Origin of the sequence: Saccharomonospora iraqiensis subsp. paurometabolica YIM 90007 (assembly GCF_000231035.2) — a bacterium.
Classification (GTDB): domain Bacteria; phylum Actinomycetota; class Actinomycetes; order Mycobacteriales; family Pseudonocardiaceae; genus Saccharomonospora; species Saccharomonospora paurometabolica.
Map to the genome: position 1 here is coordinate 21000 of NZ_KI912254.1, position 13391 is coordinate 34390.

General features: G+C 72.2%; 10 protein-coding genes, 1 tRNA gene and 2 pseudogenes. 7 read left to right on the forward strand and 6 right to left on the reverse strand.

Annotation, left to right across the window (positions count from 1 at the left end; all coding sequences use genetic code 11):
* The 4 genes and pseudogenes from SACPADRAFT_RS34145 to SACPADRAFT_RS0218060 all read right to left on the reverse strand — a co-directional run.
* A pseudogene (locus SACPADRAFT_RS34145) lies at positions 1 to 213 on the reverse strand (hypothetical protein); the annotation flags it as partial.
* 118 nt (positions 214 to 331) lie between these two features.
* Positions 332 to 406 (reverse strand) — tRNA-Val (locus tag SACPADRAFT_RS0218050).
* A 59-nt stretch (positions 407 to 465) separates the two neighbouring features.
* On the reverse strand, positions 466 to 921 hold the full coding sequence (locus SACPADRAFT_RS0218055; protein WP_007024690.1) for a peroxiredoxin: 456 nt from the start codon (positions 919 to 921) through the stop codon (positions 466 to 468).
* Between the two features lie 225 nt (positions 922 to 1146).
* Positions 1147 to 1563 (reverse strand): DUF3052 domain-containing protein, encoded by a 417-nt coding sequence (locus tag SACPADRAFT_RS0218060; RefSeq protein WP_007024691.1) that lies wholly within the window; start codon positions 1561 to 1563, stop codon positions 1147 to 1149.
* Positions 1564 to 1962: 399 nt separating this feature from the next.
* On the opposite strand from SACPADRAFT_RS0218060, the gene aceE reads away from it, so the two are divergent.
* The 6 genes from aceE (at position 1963) to SACPADRAFT_RS0218090 (ending at position 10007) form a co-directional block, all read left to right on the forward strand.
* Positions 1963 to 4767: a pyruvate dehydrogenase (acetyl-transferring), homodimeric type gene (gene aceE, locus SACPADRAFT_RS0218065; RefSeq protein ID WP_007024692.1), complete on the forward strand. Its 2805-nt coding sequence runs from the start codon at positions 1963 to 1965 to the stop codon at positions 4765 to 4767.
* 251 nt (positions 4768 to 5018) lie between these two features.
* Positions 5019 to 6212, forward strand: a complete 1194-nt coding sequence (locus SACPADRAFT_RS0218070; RefSeq protein WP_007024693.1) for a PucR family transcriptional regulator — start codon at positions 5019 to 5021, stop codon at positions 6210 to 6212.
* 250 nt (positions 6213 to 6462) lie between these two features.
* A complete protein-coding gene (locus SACPADRAFT_RS0218075; protein WP_267880016.1) occupies positions 6463 to 7365 on the forward strand; it encodes an ACP S-malonyltransferase in 903 nt (300 codons plus the stop codon).
* Positions 7362 to 8348 (forward strand): beta-ketoacyl-ACP synthase III, encoded by a 987-nt coding sequence (locus tag SACPADRAFT_RS0218080; RefSeq protein ID WP_007024695.1) that lies wholly within the window; start codon positions 7362 to 7364, stop codon positions 8346 to 8348. The genes SACPADRAFT_RS0218075 and SACPADRAFT_RS0218080 overlap by 4 nt, the downstream gene beginning before the upstream one ends.
* 130 nt (positions 8349 to 8478) lie before the next feature.
* A complete protein-coding gene (locus tag SACPADRAFT_RS0218085) occupies positions 8479 to 8724 on the forward strand; it encodes an acyl carrier protein (RefSeq protein ID WP_007024696.1) in 246 nt (81 codons plus the stop codon).
* A 35-nt stretch (positions 8725 to 8759) separates the two neighbouring features.
* A complete protein-coding gene (locus tag SACPADRAFT_RS0218090; protein ID WP_007024697.1) occupies positions 8760 to 10007 on the forward strand; it encodes a beta-ketoacyl-[acyl-carrier-protein] synthase family protein in 1248 nt (415 codons plus the stop codon).
* 80 nt (positions 10008 to 10087) lie between these two features.
* On the opposite strand, the gene SACPADRAFT_RS0218095 is transcribed toward SACPADRAFT_RS0218090, so the two are convergent.
* Positions 10088 to 10579 (reverse strand): DUF3145 domain-containing protein, encoded by a 492-nt coding sequence (locus tag SACPADRAFT_RS0218095; RefSeq protein WP_007024698.1) that lies wholly within the window; start codon positions 10577 to 10579, stop codon positions 10088 to 10090.
* A 248-nt stretch (positions 10580 to 10827) separates the two neighbouring features.
* Positions 10828 to 12306: a S8 family serine peptidase gene (locus tag SACPADRAFT_RS0218100; RefSeq protein WP_157577213.1), complete on the reverse strand. Its 1479-nt coding sequence runs from the start codon at positions 12304 to 12306 to the stop codon at positions 10828 to 10830.
* 236 nt (positions 12307 to 12542) lie between these two features.
* On the opposite strand from SACPADRAFT_RS0218100, the pseudogene SACPADRAFT_RS33190 reads away from it, so the two are divergent.
* Positions 12543 to 13391: pseudogene (locus SACPADRAFT_RS33190) on the forward strand (hypothetical protein); the annotation flags it as partial.

Below are 13391 nucleotides of genomic sequence, written 5' to 3' on the forward strand. Positions count from 1 at the left end.
CCCGCTGCGGACCGCCCGCGCCGCCCCGCGGGCGGCGGCATCCGCGCGCCGGGGGGATCGGGCTTTCGCTCCGGTACCGCACCCGGTGCCCTCGGCCGGGTCCTCCGCGGTGAAGAACCCGGCGGGCAGGTCGTCGAGATACGGCCGCACGCGCCCGGAGTCGTCCGGTGTCCGCCCGGCGCCGTCGTCCTCCCCGTCACCAGCAGTGTGCACAGCAGCCTTCAGAGTCGATGTCGGTTACCGGCGCCGAGGATATGGGATCGCGGACGCGGACGGATCATGAACCGGGAAACGGGACGCCCCGGCCGCGTCCCGGTGTTCCGGGCACGGCTGGTGGGCGCAGCAGGGTTCGAACCTGCGACCCCCTGCTTGTAAGGCAGGTGCTCTTCCGCTGAGCTATGCGCCCAAGTGTCCCCGTGCCGGGCACGGGGACACGCTCACTCCCGGATCGGTCCCGGGGCCGGATCAGGTGAGGTCCGCGACCGCCTTCTTCCACGCGTCCTGGTCCCGGGGCTCACCAGGCTGGTTGACCTCGGCGAACCGGACCACGCCCGCGGTGTCGATGAGGAAGGTCCCCCGCAGGGCGAGACCGGCGTTGTCGTCGAACACACCGTACTCCTGGGCGACCTTGCCGTGCGGCCAGAAGTCCGACAGCAGCGGGAACTGGTAGCCCTGCTGCTCGGCCCACACCTTCAGCGCGAACGGGGTGTCCACGGAGACACCGAGGACCTGCACCCCGCTGTACTGGTCGAAGTCGTCCCGGAGCTGGCACAGCTCACCCTGGCAGACGCCGCTGAAGGCGAACGGGTAGAACACGAGCAGTACCGGCTTGTCCCCGCGGAAGGACGACAGGGTGACTTCCTGCTTGTTGTAGTCCTTGAGCGTGAAGTCCGGGGCCTGGGTACCCACCTCGACCGCCATAGGTGTGCCAACCTTTCCGCTTGTCGCTGTCCCGGCACGGACGTGCCCGCCCCGGCCGGCCGGAACCGGTGACGGGGCGGGCACATCGCGAAGCCGCGTGCCGTGCCGAGCCTATCGTGCGACGGACGGACGCCGACAGCTCCGTCCGGGCCGGTATCCCCGGCCCGGTGGGGCGGTGGGGTGGTGGGCCGGGGAGCCGACGGACCGGCCCCGGGCCCCGCAGGGTCACTTCGACCTGGGCACCAGCCGCGTCCCGGTCCAGCCCGGCGCCACGCTCAAATTCGACGTCTGCGACATCCCCACCGTGGGGACCGCCTCGGCGATGTCGCTCGGCTCGACGTGCCCGGGTTGCCCGGTCTTGGGGGTGAGCACCCACACGACACCGTTCTCGTCGAGCGGGGCGCGGGCGTCCACGAGGGCGTCGCCCAGGTCCCCATCGCCGTCGCGCCACCACAGCAGCACCACGTCGATGACCTCGTCGGCGTCCTCGTCGAGCAGCTCACCACCGAGGTGGTCCTCGATGGCGGCACGGACCCCGTCATCGACGTCCTCGTCCCAGCCCAGCTCCTGAACCACCATGTCCGGCTTGATGCCGAGCCTTTCGGCGACGCTGTTCTGGTCAGCGTCTCCCGCGGCGACCACGACTTCTCACTCCTCCACTTCGGGTGCTGCCACGGCCACCGTCCCGGAGGTCGGCGGCCGTGCGGTACGTACACGGATGGGCTTAGCGAACACCGCGACGGCGCGGAGCGCAACCGTCCACACCGGATCATTAGGAACTCGTGCGGTCGACGGGGGTCCTCCGCCGGACTCCGGCACGGCCCATCCCCGCCCGGCGGGCCGTCCGTCGGCGCCGAGCCGCCCCGTGCGGACCGGAGGTGACTAGGCTGGGAGATACGGCTCACCAGGGTCGGAGGCGACGGACACGGTGTTACGAACAGCTCAATGTTACCGCAGAGTAGTTGGTGACGCGCGGCGCGCCCCGGCACGACGATGACACACGATCGAACGAAGCGACACCAGAACCGGCGAGGAGACCCCTTGGCCCCCCAGAACAACGAGGCCGGACCCGACGGCGCATCCGGCCAGGCGCCCGCGCGCGTCCGCGTGATCCGCGACGGACTGGCCGCGCACCTGCCCGACATCGACCCCGAGGAGACCTCCGAGTGGCTGGACTCCTTCGACGCCGCACTGGCGCGGGGTGGTCAGCAGCGTGCCCGCTACCTGATGCTGCGCATGCTCGAACGGGCCCGGGAACGCAACGTCGGTGTCCCGCCACTCACGGCCACCGACTACGTGAACACCATCCCCACGGAGAACGAGCCGTGGTTCCCCGGTGACGAGGAGATCGAGCGGCGCTACCGGGCCTACATCCGGTGGAACGCGGCGGTCATGGTGCACCGCGCCCAGCGCCCCGGTGTCGGCGTGGGCGGGCACATCTCCACCTACGCCTCGTCGGCGGCGCTGTACGAGGTCGGCTTCAACCACTTCTTCCGGGGCCGGGACCATTCCGGCGGCGGTGACCAGATCTTCATCCAGGGCCACGCCTCCCCCGGGATCTACGCCCGTGCCTACCTGGAGGGCAGGCTCACCGCCGACCAGCTGGACGGCTTCCGCCAGGAGCACTCCCACACCGGCGAGGACGGCGGCCTGCCGTCGTACCCGCACCCCCGGCTGATGCCGGACTTCTGGGAGTATCCGACGGTGTCGATGGGCATCGGCCCGATGAACGCCATCTTCCAGGCCCGGTTCAACCGGTACCTGCACGCCCGGGGCATCAAGGACACCAGCGACCAGCACGTGTGGGCCTTCCTCGGCGACGGCGAGATGGACGAGCCGGAGTCGCGGGGCCTGATCCACGTGGCCGCGACCGAGGGGCTGGACAACCTGACGTTCGTCGTCAACTGCAACCTGCAGCGCCTCGACGGCCCCGTCCGGGGCAACGGAAAGATCATCCAGGAGCTGGAGACCTACTTCCGCGGCGCGGGCTGGAACGTCATCAAGGTCATCTGGGGCCGCGAGTGGGACGCGCTGCTGCACGCCGACCGGGACGGCGCGCTGGTGAACCTGATGAACACCACCCCGGACGGCGACTACCAGACCTACAAGGCCAACGACGGCGCCTACGTCCGCGAGCACTTCTTCGGCCGCGACCCGCGCACCAAGGAGCTGGTCAAGAACCTCTCCGACGCCGACATCTGGAACCTCAAGCGGGGCGGGCACGACTACCGCAAGGTCTACGCGGCGTACAAGGCGGCGCTGGAGCACCACGGCAGGCCCACCGTGATCCTGGCGCACACGATCAAGGGCTACGGGCTGGGCCCGGCGTTCGAGGGCCGCAACGCCACCCACCAGATGAAGAAGCTCACCCTGGACGACCTCAAGCTGTTCCGGGACTCGCAGCGCATCCCGATCAGCGACGAGGAGCTGGAGCGCGACCCGACGCTGCCGCCGTACTACCACCCGGGCGAGGACTCCCCGGAGATCGAGTACCTGCACGGCCGCCGCAAGGCCCTGGGCGGCTACCTGCCGGAACGGCGCTCGCGCGCCAAGCCGCTGGTGCTGCCCGGCGACGAGGTCTACGACGCCATCCGCAAGGGCTCCGGCAAGCAGGAGGTCGCCACGACGATGGCCTTCGTGCGGCTGATCCGGGAGCTGGCCAAGGAGCCCGACGTGGGCAAGCGGCTGGTGCCGATCATCCCGGACGAGGCACGCACGTTCGGCCTCGACTCGATGTTCCCCACGGCGAAGATCTACAACCCGCAGGGGCAGAACTACACCTCGGTCGACGCGCAGCTGATGCTCGCCTACAAGGAGTCGGAGCACGGCCAGCTGCTGCACGAGGGCATCAACGAGGCGGGCTCGACCGCGTCGTTCACCGCCGCGGGCACCTCGTACGCCACGCACGGTGAACCGATGATCCCGGTGTACATCTTCTACTCGATGTTCGGTTTCCAGCGCACCGGGGACGGCCTGTACGCGGCGGCCGACCAGATGACGCGCGGATTCGTGCTCGGTGCCACGGCGGGCCGCACCACGCTCACCGGGGAGGGACTCCAGCACGCCGACGGGCACTCCCTGCTGCTGTCGGCGTCCAACCCGGCGGTGGTGGCCTACGACCCGGCGTGGGCGTTCGAGATCGCCCACATCGCCAAGGACGGGCTGCGCCGGATGTACGGCGAGACCGGCCCGGACGGCAACGGTGAGAACGTCTTCTACTACATCACCGTGTACAACGAGCCGTACCAGCAGCCGCCCGAGCCGGAGAACCTCGACGTGGACGGCCTGCTCAAGGGGCTCTACCACTACCGGGCGGCCCCGGACGGCGACGGGCCGCGGGCGCAGATCCTCGCCTCCGGCGTGGCGATGCCCGAGGCGCTGCGGGCACGGGAGATACTGGAGAACGAGTGGGGTGTCCGCGCCGACGTCTGGTCCGCCACGTCGTGGACCGAGCTGCGTCGGGAGGCCGTCGACATCGACCGGGAGAACTTCCTGCACCCGGAGCATTCCCCCCGCACGCCGCACGTCACCGCCGCGCTGTCGCGGGCGGAGGGTCCGGTGGTGGCCGTGTCCGACTGGATGCGGGCGGTGCCCGACCTGATCCGGCCGTGGGTGCCCACCGACATGCTCACCCTCGGCACCGACGGGTTCGGTTTCTCCGACACCCGGCCCGCGGCACGGCGGCACTTCCTCGTCGACGCGGAGTCGGTCACGGTGGGCGTGCTGACCGCCCTGTCCCGGCGCGGCGAGATCCCCGCCGAGCGGGTCACCGAGGCCGTCCGGACGTACCGGCTCGAGGACGTGACCGCGGCGGGCCCGCAGACCTCCGACTCGGGCGTGGCCTGAGACGTTCCGGTTCGCCCGGACCCCGTTGCGCTGCACGAACGAGTGACTCCGGTGGCGCACGGGGGCCACGCCATCCATAGTGGAGCCACCGGTGGGGACCGGGGAAGCGGGACCACCCGGGGCGCGGGAGCCGCAGCGCCACGGGTGGTCCCGTGCCACTGTGCGGGGCGGGCGGAACGGCGCCGACGGGCCCGCCTCCCCGGGACGATCCACCCCGTGCCCGGCATGACCGGGCGTAGGATTCGAGCACGATGTCTGCCACGAACGACCACGGGCTGTCCCCCACGACGCTGCGTGAGCTCGAACGCGCGTCCGGTCGGCTCGCCAAGGCCAGCGTGGCCGCCCTGGAGGAGCGGCTGCCGTGGTTCGCGCGGCTGCCCGCCGACCAACGGGCCAGCGTGCTGCTCATCTCGCAGGCGGGCGCGGCGGGGTTCGTGCGGTGGATGCGCGACTCCAAGGAGGCGCTGCGCCTGACCACCGAGGCCTTCCGGTCCGCACCCCGGGAGCTGTCCCGGTGGATCAGCCTGCGGCAGACCGTGGAGATCGTGCGCCTCGCGGTCGAGGTCTTCGAGGAACACCTGCCCGAGTTCGCGGCCGACGAGGCCGAACGGGCCGCGCTGATCGAGGGCATCCTGCGCTACGGGCGGGAGATCGCCTTCGCCGCGGCCAACTCCTACGCGGCGGCGGCCGAGGCACGCGGCGCCTGGGACGCCCGCCTGGAGGCCCTGGTCGTGGACGGGGTGGTGCGGGGCGACGCGGAGGAGTCCGTGCTCTCCCGCGCGGCGGCCCTGGGCTGGGACCCCGCGGGCTCGGCGACCGTGCTCGTGGGCAACCCGCCCTCCGACGACCCGCCGTCGGTGGTGTTCGAGGTCCGCAGCAAGGCGGCCCGGGTGGGCAGGCCGGTGCTGCTCGGAGTGCAGGGCTCCCGGCTGGTGGTCGTGGTCGCCGGGTCCACCACCGACACCGAGGCCGACCGGGAGATCCTGCCCATGCTCGCGACGGCGTTCGCCGAGGGCCCCGTCGTCGCGGGCCCCACCGTCTCCGGCCTCGCCGAGGCGCACCACAGCGCCTCCGAGGCGCTGTCCGGCCTACGGGCCGTCGTCGGCTGGCCTGCCGCGCCCCGCCCGACGCGGTCGACGGACCTGCTGCCCGAACGCGCGCTCGCGGGCGACGCCGAGGCCGAACGGGTCCTGGTGGAGCGGATCGCCCGACCGTTGGAGGACGCCGGCCCCGCGCTGCTGGAGACGATCGAGACGTACCTGGAGTGCGGGGGCGTGCTGGAGAACTGCGCACGGCAGCTGTTCGTGCACCCCAACACGGTGCGCTACCGGCTCCGCAAAGCCGCCGAACTCACCGGGCACAACGCGGGGGACCCCCGCGACGCGCTGGTGCTGCGCACCGCCCTCACCGTCGGGCGTCTGGCCCGCTCCCGCGGTCTGTGGTGAGCACGCCCGGCACGGTCCCGACCGCCGGACCCGGCGACCTGCGTTCCCGGAGCGTTGGCTCACGCGTGTGGAGCGTCGACTCGCGGGCATGGGGTGGCGACTCGCGGGGTCGGGAGGGTGGTGTGGTGGGGGTCACGGCGGGGTTGTCGCTGGTCAGCGGGGTGTTTGTAGAGGTTCCACAACGTGGGTCGGCGGACCCTGTGAGTGGGGGGCATGCCGGTCACCGGGGGCGAGCAGGTTCCCTACGGGGGTGACCACCGCCCTACTCTGTCCCGGACAGGGGTCTCAGGCCCCCGGCATGCTGTCCGCCTGGCTCGAACTCGACGGCGCGGAGGAACGGATCCGGCACTGGTCGGCCCGCTGCGGGCTGGACCTGCTCCGGCTCGGCACCGAGGCGGACGCCGACGAGATCCAGGACACCGCCGTCACCCAGCCGCTGATCGTCGCGACCTCGCTGCTCGCGTTCGAGTACCTGCCCCCCGCCGTGCGTTCGGACGGCCCCGTGGCCGGGCACTCGATCGGCGAACTCGCCGCCGCCGCGATCGCGGGGGTGCTCTCGGCCGAGGACGCGGTCACCCTGGCCGCGGTGCGGGGCGCGGAGATGGCGAAGGCCTGCGCGGCCGAACCCACCTCGATGGCCGCCGTGATGCTCGGCGATCCGGAGAAGGTCGTGGCGTGGCTGCACGAGCAGGGCCTGGAGGCCGCCAACCGCAACGGGGCGGGCCAGATCGTCGCCTCCGGCTCCGCCGAGGCCGTCGAACGGATCGTGGCCGAACCCCTCGACGGGACGAAGGTGCGTCCGCTGAAGGTCGCGGGCGCCTTCCACACCCCTTACATGGCCCCCGCCGAGCAGGCGCTGCGGGCCCACGCGGCGGAGCTGACCACCGCGGACCCGGTCCGTGGCCTGCTGTCCAACGCCGACGGTGCCGTGGTCACCGACGGCGCGGAGTACCTCGACCGGCTCGTACGGCAGGTGACCCGCCCGGTGCGCTGGGACCTCACGATGGAGGGGCTGCGGTCCCTCGGGGTCGCGCGGACGGTCGAGCTGCCGCCGGCGGGAACCCTGACCGGCCTCGTCCGCCGGGAACTGAAGGACGTGGTGACCGGCCCCGTCGCGGTGAAGACGCCGGACACGCTCGGGGACCTCGCATGACCGGCAGGCCGCCCGCGCTCAGCCTGACCCACGGGGCCCCGGCCACGCGGGTGCTCGGTCTGGGCAGCACCCAGCCCGACCGGGTCGTCACCAACCACGACCTCGCCGCCCGGATGGACACCGACGACCAGTGGATCCGCGACCGGGTCGGCATCGTCGAGCGCCGCTTCGCCGACGAGGACGAGCAGGTGGTGGACATGGCCGTCACCGCCGGGGCCAAGGCGCTCGCCGACGCCGGGGTCGCCCCCGCGGACGTGGACACGGTGATCGTGCCGAACTGCACCATGCCCGCCCCCATCCCGAACGCGGCCGCCCAGGTCGCCGACCGCATCGGCGTGCGCGCGGCGGGCGCGTTCGACCTCAACGCCGCGTGCGCCGGGTTCTGCTACGGGCTGGGCATCGCCTCCGACCTGATCCGGTCGGGCTCGGCCGGCCGGGTGCTCGTCATCGGTGCGGAGAAACTGACCGACGTCGTCGACCCGGACGACCGGTCGACCGCGATCATCTTCGCCGACGGGGCGGGCGCCGCACTGGTCGGCCCCGCCACCGACGCCGGGGTCGGGCCGGTGGCCTGGGGCAGCGCCGGGGATCTCGTCGACATGATCTACATGCGCGAGAACCGCTACATCTTCCAGGAGGGGCAGTCGGTGTTCCGCTGGGCGACCACGCAGGTGGCGCCGGTGGCGATACGCGCGGCCGAGCTCGCGGGGGTCGAGCTGTCCGATGTCGACGTCCTGATCCCGCACCAGGCGAACCTGCGGATCGTCGAGACCATCGCCAAGCGCCTGCGCGCGAAGGGCGCGCGGGAGGACATGGTGGTCGCCGACGACATCCGGTACTCGGGCAACACCTCGTCGGCATCCATCCCGTTGGCGCTGGACCACATGCGTGCCGCCGGAACCGTGGACAGCGGCGACGTCGTGCTGGCCGTGGGCTTCGGCGCGGGACTGTCCTACGCGGCACAGATCCTGATCTGCCCGTGATACCACAGACGACGACGGCGTAAGGTCCGTCGCGACACCGGTGCGGAGGCACCGACACGAGAACCGGTACGACAGCACCGACGAGACAACGGTGCCGGGCACCGGACACACGAACCAGGAAGGAACCGAAGTGGCAGACAAAGACCAGATCCTGTCGGGGCTCGCCGAGATCGTCGAGGAGGTCGCGGGCGTGGCCCAGGACGAGGTGGCCCTGGAGAAGTCGTTCGTCGACGACCTCGACATCGACTCGCTGTCCATGGTGGAGATCGCCGTCCAGGCCGAGGACAAGTTCGGCGTCAAGATCCCGGACGACGAGCTGGCGAACCTCAAGACGGTCGGCGACGCCGTGGACTACGTCGCGGCCAACTCCAAGTAAGCGTTTCCGCAAACGCCCTCTCGGGGAGACACCAGATGAGCAACACCGACGTCGTCGTCACCGGGATCGGTGCCACCACACCGCTCGGACCGGACGTCGCGACCACGTGGGACGGCCTGCTCGCGGGCCGCAGCGGGGTCCGGACCCTCGAGGCCGACTGGGTCCAGCGGCACGACCTGCCCGTGAAGATCGGCGCCCCGCTCGCGGAGGAACCGACCGAGAAGATCCCGCGTGTCCAGGCACGCAGGCTCGACCGGTGTGAGCAGGTCGCCCTCATCGCCGCACGGGAGGCGTGGGCGGACGCCGGGTTCGCCGAGTCGACCGACGAGCACGCCGACGTCGATCCCGACCGGCTGGGTGTCTCCCTCGGGTCCGGCATCGGCGGGCCGGTCACCCTGCTCACCCAGGACGACCTGCTGGAGGAACACGGCATCCGCAAGGTCTCCCCGTTGACGGTGCCGATGCTGATGCCGAACGGCCCGGCGGCCCACGTCGGGATCGACCTCGGGGCCCGTGCCGGGGTGCACTCCCCCGCGTCGGCGTGCGCGTCCGGTGCGGAGGGCATCGCGGTCGGCTATCAGATGATCGCCTCCGGCCGCGCCGACGTGGTGGTCGCCGGCGGCGCGGAGGCCTGCATCGCCCCGATCACCGTCGCCGGGTTCGCCCAGGCACGCACGGTCTCCACCCGCAACGACGACCCGGACCACGCGTCCCGGCCGTTCGACGCCGACCGCGACGGGTTCGTGCTCGGCGAGGGTGCGGGCACCGTCGTGCTGGAACGCGCCGACCGCGCCGCGGCCCGGGGTGCCCGGGTCTACGCGCGGCTGGGGGGTTTCGGGATCACCTCGGACGCCTACCACATCACCGGCAACCACCCCGACGGGATCGGTCAGATCGCGGCGATGGAGAACGCGCTGCACATGGCCGGGCTCCCGGCCGGTGAGGTGGGGCACGTCAACGCGCACGCCACCTCCACGGTGGTTGGGGACGTCGGAGAGGCGGCCGCGATCCGGAAGGCCGTCGGGGACGACCCGGTCGTCACCGCCCCGAAGGGCGCCCTCGGGCACCTCGTCGGCGGTGCCGGCGCGGTGGAGGGCATCGTGACGATCCTGTCGCTCTACCACGGGGTCGTGCCCGCCACCCGGAACCTGGCGAACCTCGATCCCGACGTGGCGCTCGACGTCGTCCGGGACGAGCCGCGGAAGGTGGAGCTCTCCGCGGCGGTGAGCAACTCGTTCGGATTCGGCGGCCACAACACCGCGTTGCTGTTCACGACGGTGTGACCGTGCCGGGCACGACGGTGTGACCGTGCCGGGCACGATGGTGTGACCGTCGTGCGCCGACCGGCACGCGGGCGGACGCCTCAGCCGACCTGGTGCAACCAGGTGACCGGGGCGCCGTCGCCCGCGTGCCGGAACGGCTCCAGTGCCTCGTCCCAGCTCGCGCCGAGCAGCTGGTCCAGTTCGTGCGCGAGCGGCTCACCCCCGCGACTGGCCGCCACCAGGTGCCGGATACGGTCCTCCCCGACGACCACGTCGCCGTTCGCGCTCGTCCGCGCGTGCCACAGCCCGAGGCCGGGCGCGTAGCAGAACCGCTGCCCGTCCACGCCGGCACTCGGTTCCTCGGTGACCTCGAAGCGCAGCATCGGCCACGCCTTCAACGCGGACGCGAGCTTTCCGCCCGTGCCCGCGGGCGCGCGCCACTCACACTCGGCACGCAACTGCCCGGGTGCGGCGGGCTGCGCGGTCCACCGCAGGTCCACCCGGCCACCGAGCGTGCCGGAGATCGCCCACTCGACGTGCGGGCATACCGCAGACGGCGACGAGTGGACGTACACCACGCCACGAGTGCTCACTGCTGACCTCCGCTGTTCGACGAGGGGCGTCTTCCCCTACGACCTCGTCGGGAACGGATGGATCACCCGCGGCGACTCCCGCAACATTCTGCACCGCACTCACCCGTTTGGCCACACGAGCACCAGGATTCACACGCGCGTGGAACGGCTCCGGGCCCGGGAGTCGTCTCCCGGGCCCGGAGCCGGTGTTCGCGGCGGTAGGGGGAATCGCCCGCGGGACGTGCTGTGCGGGATCCGCTAGCGGGACCTCATCGGGTGCCCGCGCCGAGGGCGGTGGCCGCGGCGACGGTGTCCACCAGGCCGGTGCCCTTGTCGTAGCTGGACGCGTACCCGGCCACCTGCTCGTACGCGGCGCCGTCGGTGTACTTGTGCGCCGTCGACTTGATCGCGTGCTCCACCTCGCCCGGCGTCGCCTGCGGGTCCGCCTGGAACAGCTGGGCGACGATACCGGTGACCTGCGGCGCGGCCATCGACGTGCCGCTCATGACGTTGTAGGTCGCCAGGTCGAGCGGGCCGGGGCCGTTCTCCGGCTGCGAACTGGTGAGGCACAGCGCCTGGGTCGGCCTGCACGCGGAGAGGATGTTCTCACCCGGCGCGGACACGTCCGGCCAGCTCTGCGGCTCGGAGGCGGCACCCCGCGAGGAGAAGTCGGACACCGTGCCGTCGCGCGTGCCGGTGCCCTGGTCGTTGTAGGACGCCACCGAGAGCACGCCCGGGGTCGGGTCCTGCCCCGGCGGGTTGGACAGGTTCTGCGACCCGTCCCCACCGTCGTTGCCGTTGGCCCAGACCGTGACCACACCCTCGGCCGCCAGGGCGCGCTGCAGCTTCACCGTCGCGGAGTTCGGATCGAACTCCCCGCCCCCACCGGGGCCGTAGGAGTTGTTCACCACCTTGATCGGCGGGCACTCCTGGGCGGAGACATCCGCACCACACGGGGCCTCGTGGTTCTCCAGGACCCAGTTCAGCGCGGCGTCACTGCCCAGGATCACCAGCGCGGCCCCGGTCGAGATCGACACGACCGACGAACCCGGCGCGGAGCCACCGACCCGGGTGTCCTCGGCGAGGTCGTAGTTCTGTCCCGCGGCGATGCCGGTGACGTGGGTGCCGTGCCCGCCGAGGGAGAGCGTGTCGGTGTCGAGGGTGGTCGGAAGGTCGACCACGCAGTCGGTGCTCGTCTGGTCCGCGGTGCACAGACTCTTCAGGTTGCGCACGACCCGGCTGTCCCCGTCGGCGTCCCGCAGCGCGGGGTGCAGGGGGTCCACCCCGGTGTCGATGACCGCGACGCCCACACCGGACCCGTCCAGAGCCGTTCCGTCCGCACCGGTCATCGACTGTTGCGCGGGGAGACTGCGGGTGGCTTCCGTCCCGGAACTGGCGAACGTCTCGATCGGGTCGTTGTTCTCCAGGTACGTCACCCCATCCGCCGACCGCAGCTCCTCGACCTGGTCCGCGTTGCCGGACGCGGCGACCACGCCGATCCGGTCGAACGAGGTGATCTTCGTGAGCCCGGCGTCACGCACGGCGTCATCCGCCGCCGCCGTGTCGACACCGTGCACCAGAACGGTGACCGGTGCCGTGTCCTCCGCCGTGGACAACACCGCACCGAGAGTGTCGGAGACCGGCGTGAGCAGCCCGTCACCGTCGTCTCCGGCGGCCAGCGGCGCGGCGATCGTCGCCGTCGCCAGACCCGCCGTCACCGTCAGGGCCGTGGCGGACACCGCGATCATCAGTGACCGCGGGCCCCGACCCGCCCGTAAGCGCATTCCATCCTCCAGAACCCGGAAACCAGTCCGCTAGCTACTTTGGAGTAGCACTCAACTAGGTGACAGCAATCACTGTCAATGGTTACTTTGCGCGCACACTGTCCGGCGGCGGCCGCCGAGCTCGGCTATAAACACGGCAGGAGGCCCGAGACCTGGGACTTCGCCCGGATCCCGCCGGTGGCCCGCAGCAGGGAGGCGCAGTGCGACTCGTCCGATTTCCCGCCCGTCCCGCCCGCGTCTCCGACGACGTCCGTGCGTCCCTGGCCGCCCTCGGCCGGGGCGGGGAGGTCGTCGGTGGAGTCGGCCTCCTCGGCGTGCGACCTGCCGGGTTGGAGGCCGACCTCGACGCGCTCCTCGTGCTGCCGCACGGGATCGTGGTCGTCGTGGGCGTGGACCTGCCCGCCCCGGCGCTGACCCTGCGGGCCCCGCTGCACGGGGCCTGGGAGGCCGACGGCTGGCCACTCGCCTCCGGCGGGCCCGTCGGGACAACCCGTACGGGGGACACCCCGCCGGAGGACCCGCGGGACCGGGCGGACACATCCGCGGCCGGGGCCACCACGGATCCGGCGAACAACCCGGCGACCGACGCCCTCGCGCTGGCCGGCGCCGTGGCCGACCGGGTGCACGCGCTCGACCCCGGCGTCGGGGTGGTCACGATCGTGGCGGTGGGGCCCTACGTCGAGACCGTGGAACAGCCGCCCGAGGACCGCGCGGGCCCGGTGCGGGTGGTGTACCCGTCCGCGTCCGCGCTGTGGACCGCACTGAACGCCGTACCCCCGTCCCGCACCCCCCTCTCGGTCGACCGGGCCGCCAGACTGCTGCGCGGACTGGTCCCCTCGATCACCGTGCCGGACGCCGACACCCTCGCCGCGGAGGGGTTCACACCCCCGGAGGAACCGGCTGCCCGACCGGCCGGACACGCGGGGCGGGCGGGGCAGCCGGACCCGCCGCACACCGCGGCCCCGGCACACGAGGAGGCGGGGCGTCCCGGACCGGGACGGACGGGACCGGGGACCCGTCCGGCGGGACGAGGTCGGAGCCGCGCCGGT